The organism is Shewanella hafniensis, assembly GCF_019655335.1.
GTDB classification, from domain to species: Bacteria; Pseudomonadota; Gammaproteobacteria; order Enterobacterales; family Shewanellaceae; genus Shewanella; species Shewanella hafniensis.
In genome coordinates this window covers 17,955-41,718 of the sequence record NZ_BPFD01000042.1, presented here as the reverse complement: position 1 = coordinate 41,718, position 23,764 = coordinate 17,955, and the positions used below count along the sequence as shown (strand labels likewise).

At 47.0% G+C, this 23,764-nt stretch carries 18 protein-coding genes; 10 read left to right on the top strand and 8 right to left on the bottom strand.

Translation table 11 applies throughout. The features are described 5' to 3' along the window. Window positions 1–494: 494 nt before the first annotated feature. Window positions 495–974, bottom strand: a complete 480-nt coding sequence (gene rsd / locus K5Q99_RS13065) for a sigma D regulator (protein ID WP_220777117.1) — start codon at window positions 972–974, stop codon at window positions 495–497. 457 nt (window positions 975–1,431) lie between these two features. Here rsd and hemE point away from each other — a divergent pair, with 457 nt between their 5' ends. The 3 genes from hemE (at window position 1,432) to K5Q99_RS13050 (ending at window position 6,371) form a co-directional block, all read left to right on the top strand. Continuing rightward, the gene (gene hemE, locus K5Q99_RS13060) at window positions 1,432–2,496 is read left to right on the top strand and encodes a uroporphyrinogen decarboxylase (RefSeq protein ID WP_063884476.1); all 1,065 of its coding nucleotides are present in this window, start codon (window positions 1,432–1,434) and stop codon (window positions 2,494–2,496) included. A gap of 416 nt (window positions 2,497–2,912) precedes the next feature. After that, window positions 2,913–5,492, top strand: coding sequence for a putative bifunctional diguanylate cyclase/phosphodiesterase (locus K5Q99_RS13055; protein WP_220777116.1), 2,580 nt, complete (start codon window positions 2,913–2,915; stop codon window positions 5,490–5,492). Between the two features lie 75 nt (window positions 5,493–5,567). Further along, window positions 5,568–6,371: an SDR family oxidoreductase gene (locus tag K5Q99_RS13050; RefSeq protein ID WP_220591272.1), complete on the top strand. Its 804-nt coding sequence runs from the start codon at window positions 5,568–5,570 to the stop codon at window positions 6,369–6,371. 18 nt (window positions 6,372–6,389) lie between these two features. On the opposite strand, the gene K5Q99_RS13045 is transcribed toward K5Q99_RS13050, so the two are convergent. The 4 genes from K5Q99_RS13045 to purH form a co-directional block, all read right to left on the bottom strand. Next, entirely contained in the window at window positions 6,390–6,617 is a 228-nt protein-coding gene (locus tag K5Q99_RS13045) for a hypothetical protein (RefSeq protein ID WP_012090366.1), read from the bottom strand. Between the two features lie 171 nt (window positions 6,618–6,788). Further along, the gene (locus K5Q99_RS13040) at window positions 6,789–10,019 is read right to left on the bottom strand and encodes an ImpA family metalloprotease (protein WP_220777115.1); all 3,231 of its coding nucleotides are present in this window, start codon (window positions 10,017–10,019) and stop codon (window positions 6,789–6,791) included. Between the two features lie 176 nt (window positions 10,020–10,195). Next, window positions 10,196–11,494: a phosphoribosylamine--glycine ligase gene (gene purD, locus K5Q99_RS13035; RefSeq protein ID WP_220777114.1), complete on the bottom strand. Its 1,299-nt coding sequence runs from the start codon at window positions 11,492–11,494 to the stop codon at window positions 10,196–10,198. A gap of 130 nt (window positions 11,495–11,624) precedes the next feature. After that, entirely contained in the window at window positions 11,625–13,223 is a 1,599-nt protein-coding gene (gene purH, locus K5Q99_RS13030) for a bifunctional phosphoribosylaminoimidazolecarboxamide formyltransferase/IMP cyclohydrolase (protein WP_220777113.1), read from the bottom strand. A 352-nt stretch (window positions 13,224–13,575) separates the two neighbouring features. Between purH and zntR the strand changes: the two genes are divergently transcribed. Together zntR and K5Q99_RS13020 are read left to right on the top strand one after the other, a co-directional pair. After that, entirely contained in the window at window positions 13,576–14,106 is a 531-nt protein-coding gene (gene zntR / locus K5Q99_RS13025; protein WP_106648301.1) for a Zn(2+)-responsive transcriptional regulator, read from the top strand. Window positions 14,107–14,108: 2 nt separating this feature from the next. Then, complete coding sequence (locus K5Q99_RS13020) at window positions 14,109–15,611, top strand: SO_0444 family Cu/Zn efflux transporter (RefSeq protein WP_220777112.1); 1,503 nt, start codon at window positions 14,109–14,111, stop codon at window positions 15,609–15,611. A 115-nt stretch (window positions 15,612–15,726) separates the two neighbouring features. Here K5Q99_RS13020 and K5Q99_RS13015 read toward each other — a convergent pair whose 3' ends face one another. After that, the gene (locus tag K5Q99_RS13015; RefSeq protein ID WP_063884205.1) at window positions 15,727–16,614 is read right to left on the bottom strand and encodes a prohibitin family protein; all 888 of its coding nucleotides are present in this window, start codon (window positions 16,612–16,614) and stop codon (window positions 15,727–15,729) included. Between the two features lie 322 nt (window positions 16,615–16,936). Between K5Q99_RS13015 and K5Q99_RS13010 the strand changes: the two genes are divergently transcribed. Genes K5Q99_RS13010 through K5Q99_RS13000 form a run of 3 tightly spaced genes read left to right on the top strand, consistent with a single transcriptional unit; the run spans window position 16,937 to window position 19,110 of the window. Further along, window positions 16,937–17,191, top strand: coding sequence for a hypothetical protein (locus K5Q99_RS13010; RefSeq protein WP_106648299.1), 255 nt, complete (start codon window positions 16,937–16,939; stop codon window positions 17,189–17,191). 3 nt (window positions 17,192–17,194) lie between these two features. Then, on the top strand, window positions 17,195–17,485 hold the full coding sequence (locus K5Q99_RS13005; RefSeq protein WP_220777111.1) for a hypothetical protein: 291 nt from the start codon (window positions 17,195–17,197) through the stop codon (window positions 17,483–17,485). Window positions 17,486–17,490: 5 nt separating this feature from the next. Further along, window positions 17,491–19,110, top strand: coding sequence for a PepSY-associated TM helix domain-containing protein (locus K5Q99_RS13000; RefSeq protein ID WP_220777110.1), 1,620 nt, complete (start codon window positions 17,491–17,493; stop codon window positions 19,108–19,110). 72 nt (window positions 19,111–19,182) lie between these two features. Here the strand turns inward: K5Q99_RS13000 and K5Q99_RS12995 are convergent, their stop codons facing one another. Beyond that, window positions 19,183–20,346 carry an MFS transporter gene (locus tag K5Q99_RS12995; protein ID WP_220777118.1) on the bottom strand — a complete coding sequence of 388 codons (1,164 nt, stop codon included), beginning with the start codon at window positions 20,344–20,346 and terminating at the stop codon, window positions 19,183–19,185. Between the two features lie 928 nt (window positions 20,347–21,274). On the opposite strand from K5Q99_RS12995, the gene K5Q99_RS12990 reads away from it, so the two are divergent. Beyond that, complete coding sequence (locus tag K5Q99_RS12990) at window positions 21,275–22,675, top strand: DASS family sodium-coupled anion symporter (protein WP_220777109.1); 1,401 nt, start codon at window positions 21,275–21,277, stop codon at window positions 22,673–22,675. An 80-nt stretch (window positions 22,676–22,755) separates the two neighbouring features. Here the strand turns inward: K5Q99_RS12990 and trxC are convergent, their stop codons facing one another. After that, a complete protein-coding gene (gene trxC, locus K5Q99_RS12985; protein ID WP_220777108.1) occupies window positions 22,756–23,178 on the bottom strand; it encodes a thioredoxin TrxC in 423 nt (140 codons plus the stop codon). Window positions 23,179–23,409: 231 nt separating this feature from the next. Here trxC and K5Q99_RS12980 point away from each other — a divergent pair, with 231 nt between their 5' ends. Then, a complete protein-coding gene (locus tag K5Q99_RS12980; protein ID WP_011845636.1) occupies window positions 23,410–23,745 on the top strand; it encodes an FKBP-type peptidyl-prolyl cis-trans isomerase in 336 nt (111 codons plus the stop codon). Window positions 23,746–23,764 lie beyond the last annotated feature (19 nt).

The window sequence follows — 23,764 nt, the reverse complement described above, 5'->3', positions numbered from 1 at the left end:
TGCCACCTGAGTGCGGTTATGGCATTGCAAAAATAGCGATACAGCGAGCAATCGCATGCGCTTATGCGGATTTTTTTCTCTTTTGGAGAGGCTAAGCAGACTTTCAGCAGTTTCAGGTTTCATAATCCAATTTTAAGCTGTTGGGTTGCTTGCTATTAGATCAGACTTCAATGCGGAATGGTATTAGTTAAATCAGAGAAATGCGCATACGTTTGCGCGAATCCGTGTGTGCCGCTCATAAAGTTATTACAGACTGCTCTTGGCGTTCACTGGCTAGGTTAGTTAACACTTAACTGAGGCGTTAAAGTGTATCTCTTTGATGGGTGAGGTGCGTAAAGAGCATTTCATATTTAGTTGCAGTTTCTAGAGATAGGTTTTAACCGACGTTTCTAATGAGCCATTACTTGTTAGTGAGCCTATATATTTCGGTAGTCGTTGGATTGGTCAAGATAAGCGCACCGAACACAACAAAGTGCGCTTAAATTGATTGAGGCTTACTGGGTGTGTTCTGAATGCTTACGGTGGAGTACTTCGAGTAGTTCATCTTCGAGTTCGAAGCGAGTTTCCATGTTATGGGCAAGTTCAGATAAATCTTTATCGAGTTGATACAATACGAGATCGTCTTGAGTTTCCGCATATTTATCGTTGAAGTCTAATGCCGCATTCGTGGTTGGCGTTATTTTTGGCAATACTTGTTGCGCGAGTGTTTTGCTTGACTCACCATATTCACTACAGGCATTAACGACTTTATCATAGACCTCGAAATGTCCTTCAGAGACATAGTCCACTAATAAGTCACAGAAAGATTTAACATGTTCGAACGAGGGAAGTGATTTTTCTGATTTACTGTAAGGAGGAAGCCCAGCAATTTGGCAGTAATGCACTAACAGTTTGCGACGATTTTTTAGCCATTGATCAATAAGCTTATTTGAGCCGCCCCACTTCTGTTCCGCTTTTTCAAGTTCTCTCAGCATGATGCATTCCATTTAAGTGCCAGCACATAACTCTAATGTAGGGACAAGTCGCTAATCGATCAACTCTTTTCATGCGATTTTGCGTGAATGATGAAATGGACAAACCAGCTGTTTTGCATCAAAAAATACAAATAAAAAACCCAACGATAGAAACCTATCGTTGGGTGAGTAAAGTTTATAGCAGGCTCGATGCGACGAGCTTCTTGATTGTTCTTGCTAGCGCAGACTTTTTATACCAAAGGCGGGGAACCGGCGCAACTTTTTTCTGTCTGAGTGTGACTTCGTTACGAATAAATGAGCAGTATGTTATCTGGATAACAATTTCCAATTTATATGGTCAAATCGACGCCAACGATGGGGAATAGCTCACATATATTTGCACATAAAGGTTACATTATTCGCGTAAATGCTAAACTACCGACCCAGCGGATCTCAATAAGACTAGGAACCAAGCCCAATGGCAGAATTAAAGAATGATCGTTATTTACGCGCCCTACTAAAAGAGCCTGTCGATGTGACCCCTGTGTGGATGATGCGTCAAGCTGGCCGTTATCTTCCTGAATATAAAGCTACTCGCGCTCAAGCGGGTGACTTCATGTCTTTGTGTAAAAATCATGAGCTTGCCTGTGAAGTCACGCTGCAACCTTTACGTCGTTATGATCTCGATGCGGCGATTTTGTTTTCCGATATTTTAACAGTGCCCGATGCTATGGGTTTAGGTTTGTATTTTGAGGCGGGTGAAGGCCCACGTTTCGAGCGCCCTACAGACACTATCGATGCGATCAAAAAGCTCTCAATTCCAGATCCAGAAGATGAGCTGGGTTATGTGATGAAAGCCGTTAGCACTATTCGCCGTGAACTGAATGGCGCAGTGCCGTTAATTGGCTTTTCTGGTTCACCTTGGACCCTAGCGACTTATATGGTTGAAGGCGGCTCGAGCAAAACTTTCGAAAAAATTAAGAAGATGGCTTACGCTGAGCCAATGGCATTACACATGCTGTTAGATAAATTAGCCGATTCAGTGATCTTATACCTGAATGCTCAAGTGGCTAATGGTGCACAATCACTAATGATTTTTGACTCATGGGGCGGCGCGTTATCGCACTCTGCTTACCGTGAGTTTTCTTTGCGTTATATGCAGAAGATTGTCGATGGCCTAACACGTTTTGCCGATGGCCGCAAAGTGCCAGTGACGCTGTTCACTAAAGGTGGTGGTTTGTGGTTAGAAGCGATGGCAGAAACTGGCTGTGATGCGTTAGGTTTGGATTGGACGGTAGACATTGCCGATGCCCGTCGCCGTGTAGGCCATAAAGTTGCATTGCAAGGCAACATGGACCCTTCAATGTTATATGCACCTATTCCACGTATCGAAGAAGAAGTGGGCCATATCCTAGCGGGTTATGGTGAGGGTACTGGCCATGTATTTAACTTAGGTCATGGCATCCATCAGCATGTCGATCCAGAGCATGCCGGCGCTTTTATCAAGGCGGTTCATGCGCAATCAAAGCAATACCATAAGTAATTTTTGGTTTGCGAAACAGGCCCGCTTGCGGGCCTGTTTTATTTCTGACATTTGGGGTTGATAGCGTTGGAGCTTCTGGCGAAGGTATCTTTATGGATGAGCGTATGTGGTGATTTCTATCGTCTGCGAGCTTAATGAGCCTTACATTTAGATAACGATTTAAGCACCCTATATTCACATTCTGATTGTGTGTGAATTATCTTGATAAAAAGTAAAATTCATAATCGTTTATTTTATAAATTTTATTTTTAAATCAAAGGTATAAAATTGATTTGATTGCATGAAAATGTCTACTTTAGCAACGACTAAAGCGAAGTGATGTTTAATACTATTCGCAAATGAGATATGTTGCATGCCGCAGTGAAGGATTATGCAAGGCCGTCAATCAATTTAGTCATAACAAGCCGTGGTAAGAGATGCACATTGGCAAGAAAATATTGGTATTTATTGCGGGCTTTTGTCTCCCCGCGGTGGTCATTGTCTCCTATTGTCTGGGGTGTTGGTACGACCATCGCGTCGAGCTATTGCGCCAAGACAGTGCTAATCGTGAACTTGCTAATATCCAGCAGCAGTTTCAAATTGATGTTGACCGCTTAACCTTTCTCACGAATATCTACGCTTTACCTTTGTCGCAGTTAGATGAAGTGCAACTAAAAAAGCTAGAGTCCTCGTGGCACGATAGTTCAATGTCGGCCAACCTTAGTTGGTATATTTTACGCCAAGGCGAACTGCAGACTTTTTTCCCCAATGAATATACCTTTGCGTCTAATGAGCTGCGGGAAATTGCCAGCGCCATTATTAGCGCTAATAAACCCAGTGTTGCTGGTGCATATTTGATTGGTGGACAGGCTTATGTCATTACTGCCGTGGCTTCTGCACCTAATGAATCTGTACTGCTGGTGCGTCAGTTGACCAATAACGACTTACTTGAATATGCGCAGGCCTTATTGGTAACTAAAGTGACTATGAGTCACTCTAACGCTGTCACGGCAAGTGTTGAGGGCGTTCATAGTGACACCATTGAAATACCCAGCCTGTTAAAAGACAAACCTGTTTACCTGCAAGTGCAGTTCTCCGAGGGGCCGTTCCAAGAGGTGAAATTTAAGCTCGATTGGGTATCGCTCGGTTTCATTCTATTTGGCGTGTTTATTGTTGGCCTTGGCTATATTTGGTTGCGCTCTGGTTTACTCAAACCCTTTAAAAACTTGATGCAGCAATTGGCGTTGGTCGATCCTATGTCCAGTTTCTATCAACCTGTTACCAGTGAGGGCAATGAGGAATTAGAAGTGCTTGCCAGCCGCGTTAATAGCCTGCTAGCCAGAATTTATCAGCAGAAAGAACGGGCGAAAATCACCTTAGAATCCATTGCAGAAGCGGTGATTTTAACCGATGTTGAAGCCAAAGTGATTTATATGAATCCGCGGGCCGAGTCGCTTTTGGATGTTGCCAGTTGTTATGCCATAGATCAGAGCCTTGCCAGCCTGTTAAAGGCTGGCGACCAGTTGAATCAGGCGGTGTTCACTAGTATTCGCCTTGGCGAGTCATCACCACAGGTCGAGAAAATCAAGTTATTGACCGCAACACCGCGGATTATGGAACGTAGTATTAGTAATTTGCGTAATCACGATAAAGTTATTGTCGGCACCGTCGTGGTATTGCGAGATATCACTCAAGAAGAGTTACTTAAGCGCCAACTCCAAAAAAGAGCCAATTTCGACAGCATTACTGGGCTGCTAAATCGTCAGGCGTTTGATGAACAGCTCCCCCAATTTGCTGCCTCAGCTAAAACCATCGCCGTTTGTTATCTCGATTTAGAGCAATTCAAGTTGATTAACGATAGCTGTGGCCATACAGCAGGCGATCGTATGCTCGCCATGGTGGCTAAGGCTATGCAGGCTTGTCTCGGGCCACAGGAGTTGTTGGCGCGGCTTGGCGGTGATGAGTTTGGTTTAGTGGTGTGTAATCGCAGTGCTTTATCTGTGGCGCAATTACTCAAACAAATGATTGCGCAGGTCTCGCTGCAAGTGCTGAATGACAAAAACTGTAACTATAAAGTCGGCCTTAGCATAGGTGTTGCTTTTGGTCGTGCGCCTTATATTGATGCCCAAGAGTTATTGAAAGACGCGGACATTGCCTGTATTGCCGCTAAAGCTAAGGGCGCCAATCAAATTCATTTTTACGATGATAAAGATAAAGAGCTCACTTACCAAAGAAACGCGCCTAAGTGGGCGGTACGTATTGCGCAGGCGATTGAAGAAAACGAGCTAATTCTTTATTACCAACCGATCCGTGGGTTAGGCAGCGGTCCACAGCGACAACGCATGGAGATCCTGCTGCGAATTCAAGAACCCTGCGGCCGTATTTTGGCACCTGCGCAGTTTATTGCCGCGGCTGAGCGCTTTAAGCTGATGCCTGACATAGATAAAGAAGTGATCCGCAAAGCATTTTTATGGCTGTCTTTGCATCCTGTACTTTGGCCTGATCATTGTATTTCGATCAACCTTTCGGGCAATAGTTTAGGCGCCGAAGGTATGGTGGAATATATCGCCCAGCAGCAACATATTTTTGATATTCCAAGTCAATGTATTTGCTTTGAAATTACTGAAACCACCGCGATCCAAAATCGCAATCGTGGTATGGAAATGTTGAAGCAGTTACGTAAACTCGGCTTCTCGTTTGCACTGGATGATTTTGGCAGTGGTTTCGCCTCTTATGGCTATCTGCGTGAGCTGCCCGTGGATTATGTCAAAATCGATGGCTGTTTTATCAAGAACCTTGCCGTGAACGCTAAAGACTATGCCATCGTTAAATCGATTCAGGATGTTTGTCGGGTCATGGGGATCGAGACCGTGGCCGAATTTGTTGAAAATCAGGAGATTATCGACAGATTGTTGAGCATTGGCATTAATTACGCGCAAGGTTATGCGATAGGGCGCCCACAACCCTTAGCGAATTATCGTGAACAATATGAGATGAGGCTTGCACAACGCGCGTGAAGGATTGCGCTTTTAGTGTGATTATGCCAATTTAGCCAAAGACGTAATTAACATAGCGATAACAAAGGAATGACTATGGATGGACTCACTGGCAAGGTCGTGATCATCACGGGTGCTTCAGAAGGTATTGGTCGGGCACTCGCTGTGGCAATGGCGCGAATGGGCTGCCAACTGGTGATCAGTGCACGCAATGAAACACGTCTCGCTTCACTCGCCTTAGAAATCGCTAATTATGGTCCGCCTCCTTTTGTATTTGCTGCCGATGTCTCTCGTCCTGAGCAGTGCGAAGCCTTGATAGAAGCCACGGTCGCGCATTATGGCCATCTTGATATTTTGATTAACAATGCTGGCATGACCATGTGGTCACGTTTCGACGAGCTGACTCAGCTGTCTGTACTCGAAGACATTATGCGGGTGAATTATCTTGGACCCGCGTATTTGACCCATGCCGCGTTACCTCATTTAAAGGCCAGTAAGGGCCAAGTGGTGGTAGTGGCCTCCGTCGCTGGATTAACGGGCGTTCCAACTCGTAGCGGTTATGCCGCTTCTAAACATGCTGTGATTGGCTTTTTCGATTCGTTGCGGATTGAGCTCGCGGACGATAATGTGGCAGTGACGGTAATTTGCCCCGATTTTGTGGTGTCACAAATTCACAAACGTGCCCTCGATGGTGCAGGTAATCCTTTAGGCAAGTCACCGATGCAAGAAGCTAAGATACTGACGGCCGAGCAATGCGCCAATATGATGCTACCTGTGATTGCGACTCGGGGCCGACAACTTATCACTTCACTTCGTGGCCGTTTGGGGCGTTGGCTTAAGCTGATCGCGCCAGGTTTAATCGATAAAATTGCCCGCAGGGCGATCGCCTCCGGGCACTAACATCTTTGGCATTACAAGCTATTTTCCACTCTTATTCAGATGCGTAATGATTGACTGTTCAGCCTCGCTTTGCGTTGCTTTTTCCCCTTGCTTTTCGATAGTTGCCGTGGCCATATGGCCCGTCATATCCTCTGCAATATGAAACCAATCTGGATGCCAGTAAAAGCTGGCTCCTTCTAGGGTTTGCCAGTTATGTACGCCCGATTTTTCACCTTGATAAATAAGATCTTTTATCGAATAACCCATATATTTACCCCATTAATTTTTTGATTGTTAAAAATATAAGAAGCTTGATGGTGCACGTCATCTGAGCTTAGGTATGTGCTTCATGTCACATTATTCAGGTAAAAATAAACCCCGCCAGCGCGAGGTTCATCAGTTGTGTTAGTCGCTTAGCCCGATTAAGGCTTAGCGCACTTATGGTTTAGCGCACTGGCTTGGCGAACCCGCACCTTTCCATTGTGTAGTACCATCAGCGAGTGACAATGGCACAAAGGTTAAACCTTGGTTCATGTTCGCCGGCGGCAAGTCGGTTTCTAGCTCATACATGCCCATGGGCATAGTACCCGAGGTCGCATTAGCGACTGTTTGCGCTGCTGCAAGGCTTGAGTAGCGCAGACCCAGCATATCAAAATGATTACGCCAATCTTTGCCTGTGAGCTGACTCAAAGACACCAACATAAAGTCGTTGCCGGGAATATCTTTCACGGTTTTGCCGCCGTAGACACTATTGCCGTCAAACGGAAATTGGTCAAAGCCCAGTTTGCTGCGGTTCGCTTCCCAATCACTGGCGTTATTGGCATATTTGCCAAAAATACGACTGTGTTGATACAGCAAGGTAAAGAGATTAAAGCCATTGTTCAGCATGGTGCCATCGCTCAGCATCATGCCGTGGGCCTTTAGTGCCATTTGGATATAAAACGACATGCGATAGCCGTTATGCACAGCATATGCATTGCTGGCCCAAGGCGCTGTGTATCTGTCTTCACCTGCATCGAGCACTTTACAGTTAGCGCCAAACACCACGCGCTTACTGCTGGTATTTGTTGTGCCCGCAGCATCGGACATAAACACATAGAAGAGATCTTTATGGTTCATGTGGCCATCAGTAACCGTATCGGTATTATTATCGCGCAGATAATGAGTTTTCCACTTCACCACATAGGGGAAGATGTTATTGGAGTTTTCTCCGGCGCGGCTGGCATAGCCTGTCCAGTTGTCGCTATTAGCCGCAGTGGCATATTGCACATTGAGGCGGTTAGTTTGCAGATTGTGGCCTAACTCATGGTTATCGCCCCAACCCGTTGGGTCGATATTCCATGCCGCATCCCATGGGTTACCGCTACAACCGGCGCCGCAGTGGGCATTTTGATCATAGTTAGCGTGTTGAATAATAGTGCGGGTATGCAGATTATTGTCTATACAGTCGTTGCCAAACAGTCCTTTACAGGCGGCGAGCACATCGGCGGGTAATGACTCAGTTAAACTCTTACCTTGGATCTTAAGGCCAGCTAAGGTATAAACGCTATTGATATGGTCATCGACAATACTTTTGAGTAGCGCGTTGACATCGGGCACATTGCCGCCGATGGCGTTTAAAAAGCGGTCGCGACGCAGATGCTGCTCAGCGCCATCGGTGCGCAAGTCCACATGGGGTAATTCAGTATTTTGAATGCGATCGTTAAAGGCTGCGATTTCAACCTGATTGGAGAAATCCATAATGGTCGGATGTTTTGCCACATGCTCAGCATTGACATCAACACTTAACGCGCCATTACCACCCGAAGCCTCACCATTGATGTATAGATAAATCGGCCCGCCGTAGGGTGAGGAAAACTCAATACTTTGCCCTTGTGCTAAGCGCAGGCGTTGCTGGGCCAGTTCCAAGGGGCCGCGGTAGATTTTCTGCTCATAGGCACGGTTAGTATTGCGTCTATGGTAGTTGAGTTTGATCTCCACATTCGTAGCGCTGCTATCGAGACGAGTGAGTTTGATGGTTTGACCTGGCAGTGCATACCAGCCCGTGGTCGTCCATTGGCCTGCATAGGGCACGCTAATGATTTTACGCTCTGAAACCGTTACAGGATAAACGTAGTGTGCATTACTGCCCTTGCTAAGGTTGGCTCTGTCGGTGACATATTCACCCAAATCAGGCTGGGCTAAGTTATGGGCGCGAGCATAGCTTACGGTCCAATCGGCAAATAGTGCCCGCTGCCATTGAGCGAACTCGCTGTAGGCTATGGGGTAGTCAATCTCACTGCGATATTTATCGGCGAGTAACAGTCCAGCCTTCATCAAGGAGAAGTCTGCCTTGGTAAACACATCAATTGCGTTGTTATCTAAGGTTTCGGCATTGGCTCTATACCAATCGGCTCCTGCCTTGAATGACTCAACAAAGGCGGCAGCATTGCAGCTGAGATAATTGCCTGTGCAGTCGTTAAGCACTGAGGTATCGAAGCTTGCTTCATTGAGCTTGCCGAGTAGATTATTTACCTTGGTCAGAGCTGTATCTTCGGCCAAAATATCAGTCACATTGAGGTCGTTGGCATTGAGCTTTGACCAGTAATTACCTGAGGTTGAAAGCCCCATTTCAAGGTAAAGCGGCGATAGCATTGGGCTTTGATTGCGCCAGTAGTTTGAGAGCAACAAGGGAATACCCGCTGCTTTGGCCTTAGCGATAGCAGCTTTAATGCCGGCAAAACCCAAGGACTGACGGTCTATGTCACTTATCACTATCACATCGGGCTTAAGTGTATCGATACAGTTGCTTAGCTCGCTGTAGTCACAAGTGTTTGCCGCATTAATGTTATGGGCAGCGGGGTAGTTGTTTGCAAGCCAAGTTCGAATACCTTCGTTATGGGGAAAATACCAACTGTCGGCTTTGCTCGGCATTTGGGTGGTGACTATGTTGAGGCCGTCGGTTTTATCGGCGCCTTTGGTCAACCAGCCCAAAAGATTTTTCAGCAAAGTATCGGTTTGAGCAGAAGTGTTGACGGAAAAGAGATTTCCTCCCATGGCAGCATATCTTTGCCCTTGTTGCTCGCCCGCCATCACTAAGCCGCGAACCGCGCTTGCACCACTGCCATCGACATTCGATGGCAAGACAGTAAAAGTGTTCTCCGGCATAAAGCTCGAAAAGGTAATTGAGTCGTGGGTCGGATGCCAAGAGATGCTGCTACCGACACCTTGATATAGCTGATTTATCTGGGCTTTACGTTCGATGTCGATATTAGCGAGTTCGGCGATGCTGAAATCAATTAACTCACTCGCACTGGCAAGCCTGTGGTCTTGGTGCTTAATGGCATTTTCGGCGTTAGTAATGAATGTCGGTGTGATAGTGCAATCTGCCGTCATGGCCGCAGTGGTGTAAGTTAGCGCATTGAGCGTGCCACCACAGCCTGTAATGACCTCAAGCGTAAAGCCAGTATCGGCAGTAACGCTAAAAATAGCGCTTTTACCCGACTCCACTTTTTGACTACTTGGATCTAAGGCTCCGCCATTTACTGACACACTATTAGCAATGTATTGCACCGGTGCGGGAGGTTGGACTGGCGGCTGAGTCGGTGGTGTGCTCGTGCCAGCATCTTCTGAGCCACCACATCCGCTAAGCAGTATGGCGATGGAGGCGCACAGCAGTCTAATCCTCATGGGGAGTCCTTGATATTTAGGTATTTAACATTTGGTTGACATTGTATCTCGTTGCTCTAATTTTCAATAGAATTAATTATGTATTTTTATTTTAAATCATGATGTTATATTTGACGCTTGTCAAAATTCAGGCACAAAAAACCGGCTTCAGGCCGGTTTTTTAACGCGCCTAGCAATTAGTCTTGCTGTTCGCGTGCAATCGCGCGGTAGCCAATATCGGTACGGAAATACACATCATCCCAGTGGATTTCATCAACCAATTTATAAGCCGCTTTTTGCGCTTCGGTGACTGTGTTACCCAGTGCAGTGGCGCAGAGTACGCGCCCGCCGTTGGTGACTACGTGGCCGTCTTTCATCTCTGTGCCAGCATGGAACACTTTACCGTCGTTATCACCAAGGCTGAGACCGTCAATCACATCAAACTTGCGATACTCATCTGGATAACCGCCAGCGGCTAATACCACGCCCACTGCGGCGCGCTCGTCGTATTCAGCTGTCACTTTATCTAACTCGCCACGGGTGGCGGCTAAACAGAGTTCCACTAAGTCAGACTTTAACCGCATCATGATGGGCTGAGTTTCTGGATCGCCAAAGCGGCAGTTGTATTCGAGCACTTTGGCACTGCCATCGGGAGAAATCATCAAGCCCGCATACAAAAAGCCTGTGTAGACATTGCCTTCTGCGGCCATGCCATCAACCGTTGGGCGAATTACGTTTGCCACAGTCCAATCGTGTACCGCTTGAGTCACGACAGGTGCTGGCGAGTAAGCGCCCATACCACCCGTGTTTGGACCATAGTCGCCGTTATCGCGGGCTTTATGATCTTGGCTGGTCGCCATTGGCAGAATGTTTTTGCCATCGACCATGACGATGAAGCTGGCTTCTTCGCCTTTCAGGAATTCTTCAATGACCACGCGTGAACCCGCATTGCCAAACTTGTTGCCTGCGAGCATGTCATCAATCGCCGCATCGGCCTGCGCTTGGTCTTGCGCGATAATTACGCCTTTACCTGCGGCTAAACCGTCGGCTTTAATGACAACTGGATAACCTGTTGTGGCCGTTAATTCACGCACGAAGGCTTTAGCGTCGCTGATTTCAGTGCAGTTTTTGTAACCTGCAGTGGGAATATTGTGACGGGCTAAAAAGTCCTTAGTGAAGGCTTTTGAACCTTCGAGCTGGGCTGCCGCCTTCGTTGGGCCAAAAATCGGTAAACCTGCGGCATTGAATGCATCAACTACGCCCATCACTAATGGCGCCTCTGGGCCAACTATGGTCAGTTCAATTTTGTTGGTTTTTGCAAAATCGAGCAGAGCGGGAATGTCGGTGGCGCTGATCGCCAGATTTTCAACATTAGGTTCTAGGGCTGTGCCCGCATTGCCTGGGGCAACATAGACAGTGTCAACTTGAGCCGATTGGGCAGCTTTCCACGCTAGGGCATGTTCGCGACCGCCGCCACCAATAACTAATACTTTCATGTTAAGTCATCCCTTAGAGTTTTATATTCTGTGTAGGCACACTGTGGTCGAAACCAGAGTGCGGTAAAACAAAGAGTGGTAAAACAAAAAAGCAGCCAGTACTGATAGAGTGCTGGCTGCTGAGTGGCGATTAGTGACGGAAGTGGCGCATGCCCGTCATCACCATGGCCATGCCGTGCTCGTCTGCTGCGGCGATGATTTCTGCATCGCGCATTGAGCCACCCGGTTGGATGATACAGCTAATGCCCGCAGCCGCTGCGGCATCGATACCGTCACGGAAGGGGAAGAACGCATCGGATGCCATGACAGAGTTGACCACTTCTAAGCCTTCATCGGCGGCCTTGATGCCAGCGATTTTAGCGCTGTAAACGCGGCTCATTTGGCCTGCGCCGACACCGATAGTCATGCCGTCTTTGGCATAAACGATGGCGTTAGATTTAACGAATTTCGCCACTTTCCAGCAGAACATTAAGTCTTTCAGTTCGCTTGCAGTGGGTTGACGTTTAGAAACCACTTTGATGTCTTCTAAGCCGACCATGCCTTGGTCGCGATCTTGTACTAACAAGCCGCCGTTAACGCGTTTGTAGTCTAAGGTTTGGGTTTTAGTGTTCCACTGACCACATTCCAATAAACGCACGTTGGTCTTTTTCGCCACCACATCGCGCGCCGCTTGGCTGACGCTTGGGGCGATAATCACTTCAACGAATTGACGCTCAACAATGGCGCTGGCCGTCGCGGCATCTAATTCGCCGTTGAAGGCGATAATGCCGCCGAAGGCTGAGGTTGGGTCAGTTTGATAGGCGCGGTTATAGGCATCGAGTAAGTCTTTACCTAAGGCCACGCCACAGGGGTTAGCGTGTTTAACGATAACACAGGCAGGTTCGCTAAATTCTTTAACGCATTCAAGTGCTGCGTCGGTATCGGCAATGTTGTTGTAAGACAAGGCTTTGCCTTGCAACTGAATCGCGGTAGCCACAGAAGCTTCATCAATTTTAGTATCAACATAGAAAGCCGCCGCTTGATGGCTGTTTTCGCCATAGCGTAAGTCTTGTTTCTTCACTAATTGGGTGTTGAAGGTGCGTGGGAACTTAGAATCAGCAAAGCATTCGTCCGTGCTGTGTGCAGGAACCATAGTACCGAAGTAGTTGGCGATCATGCCATCGTAACCCGCAGTGTGCTCAAAGGCTGCAATCGCTAAGTCGAAACGGGTCGCATGGGTCGTGCTGCCATTGTTAGCCGTCATTTCTGCCAGTACGCGTGAGTAATCGGCGGCATTAACGACTATGGTGACGTCTTTGTGGTTTTTTGCCGCTGCGCGCACCATAGTTGGGCCGCCAATATCGATATTTTCGATAGCGTCTTCTAAGGTACAACCGGCTTTAGCTACGGTTTCAGCGAAAGGATAAAGGTTAACCGCAACCAGATCGATGGCATTGATATTGTTGTCGGCCATAACGCTTTCATCAAGCCCACGGCGCGCCAAAATGCCGCCGTGCACTTTAGGGTGCAGCGTCTTAACACGACCGTCCATGATCTCAGGGTGTCCTGTGTAATCAGATACTTCGATAACAGGTACGCCGTTATCCGCTAACAGGCGAGCGGTGCCGCCTGTTGATAACAGCTCCACACCTTGGGCGTGAAGTGCTTTGGCGAACTCGAGAATTCCGGTTTTATCTGAAACGCTTAACAGCGCGCGACGAATGGGTCTGGCATTATTTGCAGCAGTCATTTGGGTACAGGGTCCAGTTATTTTAGTTTCAAGGATCTTTCGGAAAACAGAACAGCCTTAGCGCGGCACTGCTTTCCAAAAGTCCCTTGGTCCTATTTTTACTTTATTAGCTAACTTTTAATCCCTTCATCACGGCGCGCGTATTCTATCGTAAAACTGCATTTACGGGTGTTTTTTCTGCGTGATTTCACAATATTCATATCAGAACAAAGCGGCATTGCCGTGTTGGCTTTCAGTAAAGTTAAAATTACCTCTTGACCTTGGAGTAGGCTCCAAGGTTTATACTCGCATTATTGAGTTGTATGCTGGAAATTCTCCCTGAGTTGGGCGCGATTTCGTAAAGGATGAAGACATGTATCGTATTGGTGAATTGGCGGATTTATGTGAGGTGAAAGCCGACACGTTAAGATTCTACGAGAAGCACGGTCTGCTCGCGCCGTCGAGCCGTACCGAGTCTGGCTATCGAGTGTATACCGAGGCCGATGCCGCGCGACTGCGTTTTATCTTACGGGCTAAAGCTGTAGGTTTTACCCTCAATGAAATCAGTGAATTGCTTTCAATCGAACTCGATAAATCTAATCGCGTCTGCGCCGATGTGAAAGGTATGGTTGATATTAAATTGGCCCAAGTGCAGGCCAAAATCGCCGAGCTGAATCATTTTCAAATCAGTTTACAAAGTCTGTCCGATGCCTGTTGTGGCGGACCGCGCAGCGCTGAACATTGCTCGATTTTAGAGGCGTTGGAATCCAGTACTGAGCGGGTACGTGTGGAGCATCATTCTCATGATGGAAATCAGCACGAAACGCATCAGCACAAAGCACATCAACATGAGTCGCACCAGCATACTCACGGCAAAATAATCCATGATGAGTCAGGGAATTAATTATGTTACTGAAGAATTTTATTGATCTGTTTTTAGACTCGGCGCCTTGGTTGTTATTGGGCCTGATCTTGGCTGGGCTATTAAAAGTATTCGTACCAATGGTGTGGATGCAAAAGCAGCTCGGCGGTCATGGTGTTAAAACGGTAGTGAAGGCGGCGCTGCTCGGTGCACCTTTACCTTTGTGTTCGTGTGGCGTGATTCCTGCGGCGGTAGGGTTACGCCGTTCTGGTGCCTCTAAAGCAGCAACGACCTCCTTTTTAGTGTCGACGCCAGAAACGGGCGTCGATTCAATCACCGTTTCCTACGTGTTACTCGGCCCCTTTATGGCGATTGTCAGACCGATTGCAGCGATTACCAGTGCGATTGTGGCTGGCTTACTTGTTGGGCGTGATGACGATGATGGCAAGCTTGCGGTTAAATCCGAGTCCAAGCCAGCAAGCGAAGCGCCAGTGGCTGCATGCTGTGCGTCGAAATCGGCGACTCAGCCCCAAGCTGTTAAAGCTGAACCGGTTAAAAGCTGTTGCTCATCAACTAAAGAGCCCACTTTAGCGCCTATTAACGCGGCCTCATCCTGCTGCAGCACTGAAAGTCCAGCTGAGAGTGAGCAGAAGACTGAGCCTAAGAGTGCGATCAAAATGACGCCTATGGCTGCTGCGCCTAGCTTAATGACGGCTCATGGCGGCAGTGTTGCGAATGACTGCGTGATAAAAGCTGAGAAAACAGCTTCATGCTGCGCCAGTAAAACAGCGGAATCCGTACCTGCTACCCCTGAAAAAATCCTTGTGGTCAAAAAGGGCGCCTGTTGCGGCACTTCCAACAAGGCCGAGTCTGGAACACATGATCACAGTGCTCATGCTCCTCAAGCACAAGGTGAAGTGGATAGCTGCTGCGCCTCGACTCAAGATATGGCGACTGAGTTAAAGTCGCAATCTGTATTAAGCCGCGTAGGTATTGGTCTTAAATATGCGGCAACGGATTTAGTGCGTGACACTACCTTGTGGCTGCTGGTGGGTTTATTCTTCGCAGCACTGGTGCAAACCTATGTCCCTGCAGACTTTTTAGCACAATGGGGCAACGGTATCTTAGCCATGTTAGTCATGGTGTTGGTCTCTGTGCCTATGTATATCTGCGCGACGGCATCGACACCGATTGCTGCCGGACTATTGCTGGCGGGTGTGTCACCGGGCGCCGTTTTAGTGTTTATGATGGCGGGCCCTGCGACTAATATCGCCACCTTAGGTGTGGTGGCTAAAGAGTTAGGCAAACGTGCGTTGTGGGGATACTTGGGCGGCGTGATTGGCGTGGCCTTAGTTGCGGGCATATTGGTCAATTATCTGGTGGATAGTTTTGGCTTTGTGGTGATGCCGCAGATTGGTGAGCAGCACCAAATGTTACCTCAGTGGTTAGTGGCAACCTCTGGCATAGTGCTGGCGTTGCTGATGGCGAAAGTGGTGTTTGAGAAGATCCCAAGAAGCTGGTTACGTCGCAGCGATTGCTGTTCTTAATCGGCTCATATTCCGCTCAGTAATTATCGAGCGAATAACGAAAAATCCCAGTGTTAGGGCTAACACTGGGATTTTTTATTGTCGATTTATGCTTTTGCTCGAGCTAAACCTAAGCTTAGTTGCCTTTTTTCACATCGATAAAGGGCAGAGTGCCTGTCGGTAGCATAGTTGTCGGTAGTTTACCGTCCCACTTTTCCGCTTTAGTTAATTCAACTAAGTTTTGATTTTGCGCTAGTGCTTCGGCGCGGCTCTTAATTGCAGAGGCTTCTGCATCACCTTTAATGCGAATACTTTCGGCTTCAGCCTTGGCGCGGGCTAATTGCGAGTCGGCCTGTGCTTGCGCTTGGGTGACGGCGATTTGCGCGCTGACGCGTTCTTTCTCTAGATTCTGCAGTTGAGTTTGTACTTCGACTTCGGCGCGCATTCTGTCTTCGACGGATTTTTCATAGGCGTTGGAAAAGTCGATATTCTCAATCTGCACTGAGTTGATTTCTACCGGACCTTTGATCGAGTTAGTGATCGCGCTGGTCACATCGATACCGAACTTGATCCGCTCTTGTACCACAGAAATCGCCGTGTATTTACCGAAGATATTTTCGACCTGAGTCGGCACTTGTCTGTCGAGCAAACGCGTGACCATGGCATCGATACTCTTGAAGTTAGCATACACTTCTTCGACGCGGTCTGGCGGGACGCTAAATGTCACCGATGCGTTAAGTGTCGCAGGTTGTTGATCGCGGCTATAGGCTTGCAGCGAGGTATAACTGGTGGTGTGTGTTTGGGTCGAAATCTTCACCACAGTGTCTATCAGTGGGATTTTAAAACCCAGCCCAGGTTCTGCGGTACCGATAACTTTACCGTTGCGCAGCAGTACGCCACGTTCACCTTGGTCAACCGTATACCAACTGCCAAATAAGGAAATAAAGAGGATTAACAGAATAACAATGGGGATAATTTTGCTGAGGCCAATTGAGCTCGGCAGATTGAATTCATTTTTAATCATTTAGCTTCCTTTGCTGATGTCATAGTAATGAGCTTGAGGGTGAATCGGATTGTTTATCTTGGGACAAGACTATTAACGTGAAATGTATCTTAATGGTTAACAACTGGCAATGACAAGGCAGAAGTGTTGCCTATTTGTGATTTGAATATCATAAACCATCCTTACAGTGTAAATCTTATTGCGAATTATTATCACCAAGGCTAGAGTCCCGAAATTAAAATTCTTCCATTGCTTTCATGTGCTTATCTTTTTACATGATGTACAGCAAGCATAGGCAAATGGACTCGAATGCTAACGCTTTGTAGTGAGAGGATAACATCCCGTGTTGCAACTTATATTCCTGTTGTCGACGCTTCTGGCCTGCTTGTTATTTTATTTAACGAATAAGCAGCAAAAACTATTTGCAAGCTCCCTTCCTAAGCGGCCTTGGCGGTTACTCGCTTACGGTGTTGCCTTTGTCAGTCTTATCGGTTGGCTTAGCCTCTTTACCCTTAGCGCCGCAATTTTTATTTGGTTAGCCCTGTTGATGTTATTGATGGGGTTAGTGCCTTTTATCTCACTTTTCGGTCGGAAATAACTCATGGCACGTTTAGCTGAACAGGATAAATTGCAACCCGACTGGTGGACTAAGTCACTGGCTGGATTGATTTTAGGATTTACTTTAGCACTTGGATTGGTGGGGTTATTTGCCTGGTTTGGCCCAGGCGGCATCGATGCCGATACTAAAGTGCAGTTCAACATGTGGCTGATTACGCCTATCTGGTTATTGGTCTTAAGTTTTAGCTTTATGTTTAAAACCGGACTCAGGGCAATTGGCTACTTGGGCTTGTTTAACGTTTTGACTTATATAGTGTTATATACCTTTAGGTGACAAGGATGAAAGTTCGCAGTGATGTGTTACGTGTGTATCAGTCTATCCATATTTGGACTGGTATCATCGCCGGAATCGTATTGTTTATCGGCTTTTATGCCGGCTCGCTCACTATGTTTAAAGGGGCGATTGACGCTTGGTCAATGCCGCCAGCCCTGACCTTGCCTCAAGTGCCCGCTGAGAAACTGGATGACTTAGTCGCGCAAGTGTTAGCGCAGGATGATAAGGCCAAAACCGGTTTTAGTTTGCACTTAAATGATGAGCATCAATCGCCGATGACTTGGTATCAGCAGGGCTCCGAACGTGAACTCAGCATGAGTCACCAGCTTTGGCATGCCAGCCTTGACGAGCAGGGGCAATTAGTCACCCAACTAAGTACACCAAGCGAGTTGGCTGAGTTGATTGACCAATTACATCGTACCGCGGGGATTGCCGGCGACGTCGGTCACGATCAAGCGGGTGCCTATGTGTTGGGGATTGCCGCCGTTTTATACTCCTTGGCATTGGTTTCTGGGGTGATTTTTTTACTGCCAACGTTAACCAAAAGTTTTTTCGCCCTGCGTAAAGATAAAGGTGAGAGTCGTTTCTGGCTCGATGCCCATAATTTAGTGGGCATTACCAGCCTGCCATTTCATCTAGTGATATGTGTAACTGTGATTGTGTTTGCTTTCCATGATCAGCTTTACGATGGGCTTAAGCATATGGTTTATGGTGAAAAACCATTATTTGCTCAATCGGCACCGGACAAAACGCCCTATACACTAGCCGATTTGCCAAAGGTCACCACTGTGTTAGCCAAGGTGCAGCAAATCGCCCCCGATTATCAAGTGAATGAAATGACCTTTATGAACTTGAATAATCCCCGTGCGACTCTGCGCTTGGGGTTATATAACCCCAATGGTTTTATGCGTGGACCCGTTACCGATTTCTTATACCTGCATCCTTATAGTCTTAAGGTGACCAATAGCACGATTGATCAAAGCGACAAGGGGATTTGGGCCAGAACCGTTGCGGTATTCTTTGGATTACACTTTGGTAGTTATGGGGGCGATCTCGGGCGTTGGGTGTATTTCTTTTTAGGCTTGAGCGGTGCTTTTTTATTTTACAGTGGCAACTTGCTGTGGCTGGAAAAACGCCGTAAAAAGCAGGCGAGCGAGCAAACCCGTGCTTGCCGATTAATGGCCAGCGCCACAGTGGGGATTTGCTTAGGCTCGGTTGCCGCCTTAACGATAAGTATGTTGTTGGGTAAATGGTTATATGTGCATGTGAGCAATATTAACCACGTCTATTTGTGGCTGTATTATCTGGTGTTTGGCTTGCTGGTGGTTTACGCCTTTTGGCGTGGTGCTGCTAAGGCGGCGCTGCTGATTTTGCCTTTGTGCGCCTTGGCTACATTGGCGATGCCAATCACGTCTTTAGTTGCGTTAATCGTGCCAAGTTTAGGCTTATGGGCGCCTTATTCTGTGGCAACGTTAGGCGTCGATCTGGTGGCGTTAGCCTTTAGTGGAGTGTTCTTTTATGCTTACAGGCTGACTCGCCATCGGGTGTTTAATGGGCCGCAGGACAGTATCTGGGCCATTCCCGCCACAGTGCCTGTGGCAGAATTAACCCAGCAAACATCATAATAACAATGGGCGCCGTTATCGGCGCCCATTGTTATTCACAGGGTGTAGAGACTTAGCATTAACGGCTCAGGGCTAAGCCTTCGCTGTGGGTAGGCGGGCTTTGCTTCGGGCGAGTAAGTGCGCACTTAGATAGCAAACCGTGACTAAAAAGCTTGCTGCTAAGTAGAGCGGTAAGCCATGTTCTACATCATCAAAACGACTGGCGGCAACCGGACCAATAACCGAACCCACAGAATAACTGAGCAACATAATCTGAGTGGCGGAGACGATTTGGCTGCTGGGTAAATGATCGCACGCCAGACTGATGGCGATGGGATAGAGAGCAAAGGCGCAGGCACCGAGTAACACAAAACCTAACCATAATCCCACAAGCGATGTTTGTATCAGTAACAACAGCGCCGCCGCACCCACTAAGCAAAAGGCGGTCATCAACACACTCTTTTCAACACGCGGGGATAAATAGCTCACTAAGGGTTGAACTATCATGCCGCCCATAATGATCAGCGCCATAAATTGCCCCGTCTGCTGGGCAAAACCCATGTCTTGCGACACATACACAGGCAATAAACCGTAGATGGGACCGAGTAATAATCCTGAGACTAAACAGCCAGCAATGGCAGGTTTACTTAAGGTTTTAAGGTCAGAAAGAGCAATAGCGTGTTGTTCACTGGACTGCGGTTGGCCGCGTTTAACTAACAGTGCGGGTAAGCTGGCCGCTGCCAACAAACCTATTACTACCAAGTAGGGTAAATTACCCGTGGTGCCTAAATAATCTACGGCAAGTTGCCCAATGGCAGTGCCACCGTAGAGGGCGGTCATATATAAGCCTAAGCGTTTTGCCCGTTGTTTTTGGGTGTCGGCCATAAGTAACCAAGACTCGACCACCACAAAAATCCCTGCAACAGCCAAGCCTGCAATCAGGCGTGATACTAACCAAACACTGCTCTGTGGCAGTTGCACCATTAGCACAACGCTGCACAGTAAGATATTTAAGAACAAAATAAAGGCCTTACTGTGACCTATGCGGCTGACAATCGGTGCAATACAAGGTGCACCTAGTAATAAGCCAAGGTAGAAAATACTCGCCAGCCAAGGTGCAAGATCAAGGCTCAAATCAAAGTAAGTGAGCGAGAGTGGGATCAAACTCATCAAGTAGCCTGACGCTAAAGCAAATAAACTGAGTCCTGCCACAGGCACAAACAGCCCTGGCTTTTGATTGGGTTGAGCTGACAGCATATTTTCCACAAGCGGTACCAAAATAGGTAAAAAATGAACAGGAGACGAGAATACGGGCGCGACTCTAGGTTGGATTGCTCGCGGGGTAAAGTGAGTTAGATTGACTGAGATGGTGAATAATATTTGTGTTTATTATTCATAGGGATATTGAGTTGTAAATGTTATTTATTTGAGTAGGGTTCTAGGGTTGTTTTCGGCTTTGATGGTTTGAAACATTTTTAATTTCTACACAGTTTTGCATCAAACAAATGATGGAACCACTAGGAGACGTTATCGAGCACTTGCTGGAGTGAAGTGGCAAGCGCCTGCACAAATTCTACAGGGAAGCTAATCAGATGCCCTTTCGCATTATCAGATAGATTTAAAAGGTTAAATCTTCTTTCCGTCACCATGCCATTTAAGTTTTTAAGTATGTAAACCAACATTTTAAATGCGAAAAATGAAAGTTATTCGTGAAATATAAAACTGAGTTGATGCCAGCTGCAATTCTGTCATTGGTATGTTCGTTTACGTTATCGCTTTAAGTTGCAGTCACCTTGAGGGGGCAAAGAGTGGTAAATACACTCATGGGTGTTTTATAGGCAAAAACTGTGGTTACAGGATTGAATTAGCGTTAACCACTTTATTTAAGGTTAAATTCAGTGTTTGTCACTTAGTATTAAAGTGAAACCTGATCCACGTCACAGTTTTAAACACTTATTCAATTACAGCTTTATCAAGCTTTTGCGTGATTTTTGCTCGTTTGAAAGTTTTGCACATGGCTTTAGATCAGAAATGGGTGATTTTTATCTCACTTAAGGTTTTTCTGGGCTTTTAGTCGGCAGAATGTGTGGTTGCTAAGTGGCAAAATTACAAAATAAACCGCTTTGCCAAGTGTGATCTATGCCCTAAATTTGCGTCAAAATAAAATGGTATTAAGGTTGTAACCATGTCATCAACAGATTCAAGCACTGTTCCACCTCAAAAAGCGCCCGTCAGCGAGGGGCTCGATAAAAAGAAAATGCTGATCCTAGCGGCGGATATTGTATTGTTATTCGCACTCTATTACGGCTTACCCTTCGAACAAGGGGTGAACACGGGTCTGGCGATTCTGGTTTTCGCTGGCATTCTTTGGTTGACCGAAGCGATCCACATTAGTATCACCGCGATCCTCGTGCCTATACTCGCGGTATTCTTTGGGGTGTTTGAAACCAAAGAAGCGATGAGTAGCTTTGCAAATCCTATCATCTATTTATTCTTCGGTGGCTTCGTACTCGCAGCGGCTTTGCACCATCAAAAGATTGATACCTTAATAGCGCAAAAGCTACTTTTGGCCTCTAAGGGCAAACTCAGTATCGCTTGCTTTATGCTGTTTGGGGTGACGGCACTGCTCTCTATGTGGATCAGTAATACCGCCACAACGGCGATGATGTTGCCATTGGCGCTGGGGATTTTGCAGCAACTAGACCGCGAAAAATACCACAGTACTTATGTGTTTTTACTGCTTGGGATTGCCTATTCGGCCAACATAGGCGGTATCGGTACTTTAGTGGGTAGCCCACCGAATGCGATTGCTGCGGCGCAAGTTGGCTTGAGTTTTAGTGATTGGCTCAAGTTTGGTATTCCGACCGTTATTCTCATGTTGCCATTAATGTTGATCGCCTTGTATTGGTATTTTAAGCCGGATCTTTCAGCCAAGTTCGATGTACAAGTTGAAGCGCAGCAGTTGACGTTCCAAGGTAAGTTCACCCTGCTTATCTTCCTCGCGACAGTATGTTGTTGGATTTTCAGTGTGCCATTAGCCAAAGCATTAGGTGGCATCACTCAGTTCGATACCATAGTGGCGTTAGGTGCAGTTGTTTTGCTCGCAGGCTTAGGCTTAGTCGGCTGGAAAAAGATTGAATCAACCACTGATTGGGGTGTGCTGATATTGTTTGGTGGTGGTTTAACGCTAAGCGCAGTGTTGAAAAGCACAGGCACCAGTGTGTTTTTAGCCCACTGGATGACAGATATTTTCGGCAGCACGCACATGTCATTGTTTGTGTTTGCTGTGATTGCCTTTGTGGTGATGCTAACAGAATTTGCCAGTAACACCGCCAGTGCCGCACTGTTAGTGCCTGTATTTGCGGCAATTGCCGAGGCATTAGGCGTATCGCCTGTGATGTTATCTGTGCTGATTGGTATTGCCGCGTCCTGCGCCTTTATGCTGCCAGTGGCGACGCCGCCCAATGCGATCGTTTATGGTTCAGGCCATATCAAACAATCGGAAATGGTGCGGGTCGGTATGATAGTCAACTTTATCAGCATGATAGTGCTAGGCATTATCGCCCATGTTTTTTGGGATGTCTGATATCGGTAGATTGAGATTTTAGTAAACAAAATACCCAGCGAGTCTGGGTATTTTTATGGGCGCGAAATAGTTACCTGCGGTTAACTATGGTTTTTTAACCATTGATTTAGGGCTGACTGAGGTAAAGCCCCCGCTTGCTGCGCGAGTATTTTCCCTTGCTTGAAAATCATAAGAGTGGGAATCGAGCGAATATTAAACTGCGCCGCGAGGGCTTGCTGTTCTTCAGTGTTGATTTTACCGAAGCGAAATTGCGGCTCCCACGTCTTAGCCGCCGCGGAAAACACCGGAGCAAAGCTTTTGCATGGGCCACACCAGCTAGCCCAAAAATCAACGACTAGGGGGAGATCAGATTTATTGGCATGGTTGGCAAAGTTCGCGCTTGTGAGTTCAATCGGCGCAGCCGTAAAGACACTGAGCTTACATTTACCGCAAGTAGGTTGCTGGGTTAAACGCTCATCGGGAACACGGTTTAACGTATCGCAATGGGGGCAGGCAATAATCATGGCTAAGCTCCAAAATAAAACGTCGATATTATTAATATATTGGGCTAAAGGACGGTTATTTAAAGGGGGAGTGATGATATTATCGCCCATGATGACCTTATTCTCAAGGATTAAGCAGTGCACCGAGCGGCAGAAATATTGCAATAGCGCCGACAAGCGTGGTCGTCGGTGATAAAATCTGGCATAAGTTACATATCACGCCCTAGTGCGAAAAGAAAAGAGAGTGAAGAAATGACCGAATTAGAAGTAATCGATCTGCAAGTGGGCGAAGGAAAAGAAGCGGTAAAAGGCGCTTTGATCACCACCCAATACCGTGGATTTTTGCAGGATGGTACCCAATTTGATTCATCCTATGACCGCGGTCAGGCATTTCAATGTGTGATTGGCACTGGCCGTGTGATTAAAGGCTGGGATCAAGGCATTATGGGGATGAAAGTGGGTGGTAAACGTAAGTTGTTAGTGCCAGCTCATTTGGCCTATGGCGAGCGCCAAGTGGGCGCGCATATTAAACCCAATTCTGATCTCACCTTTGAAATCGAATTGCTTGAAGTGTTGACCCGAGACTAATTAAGGAAAAATATTTTTC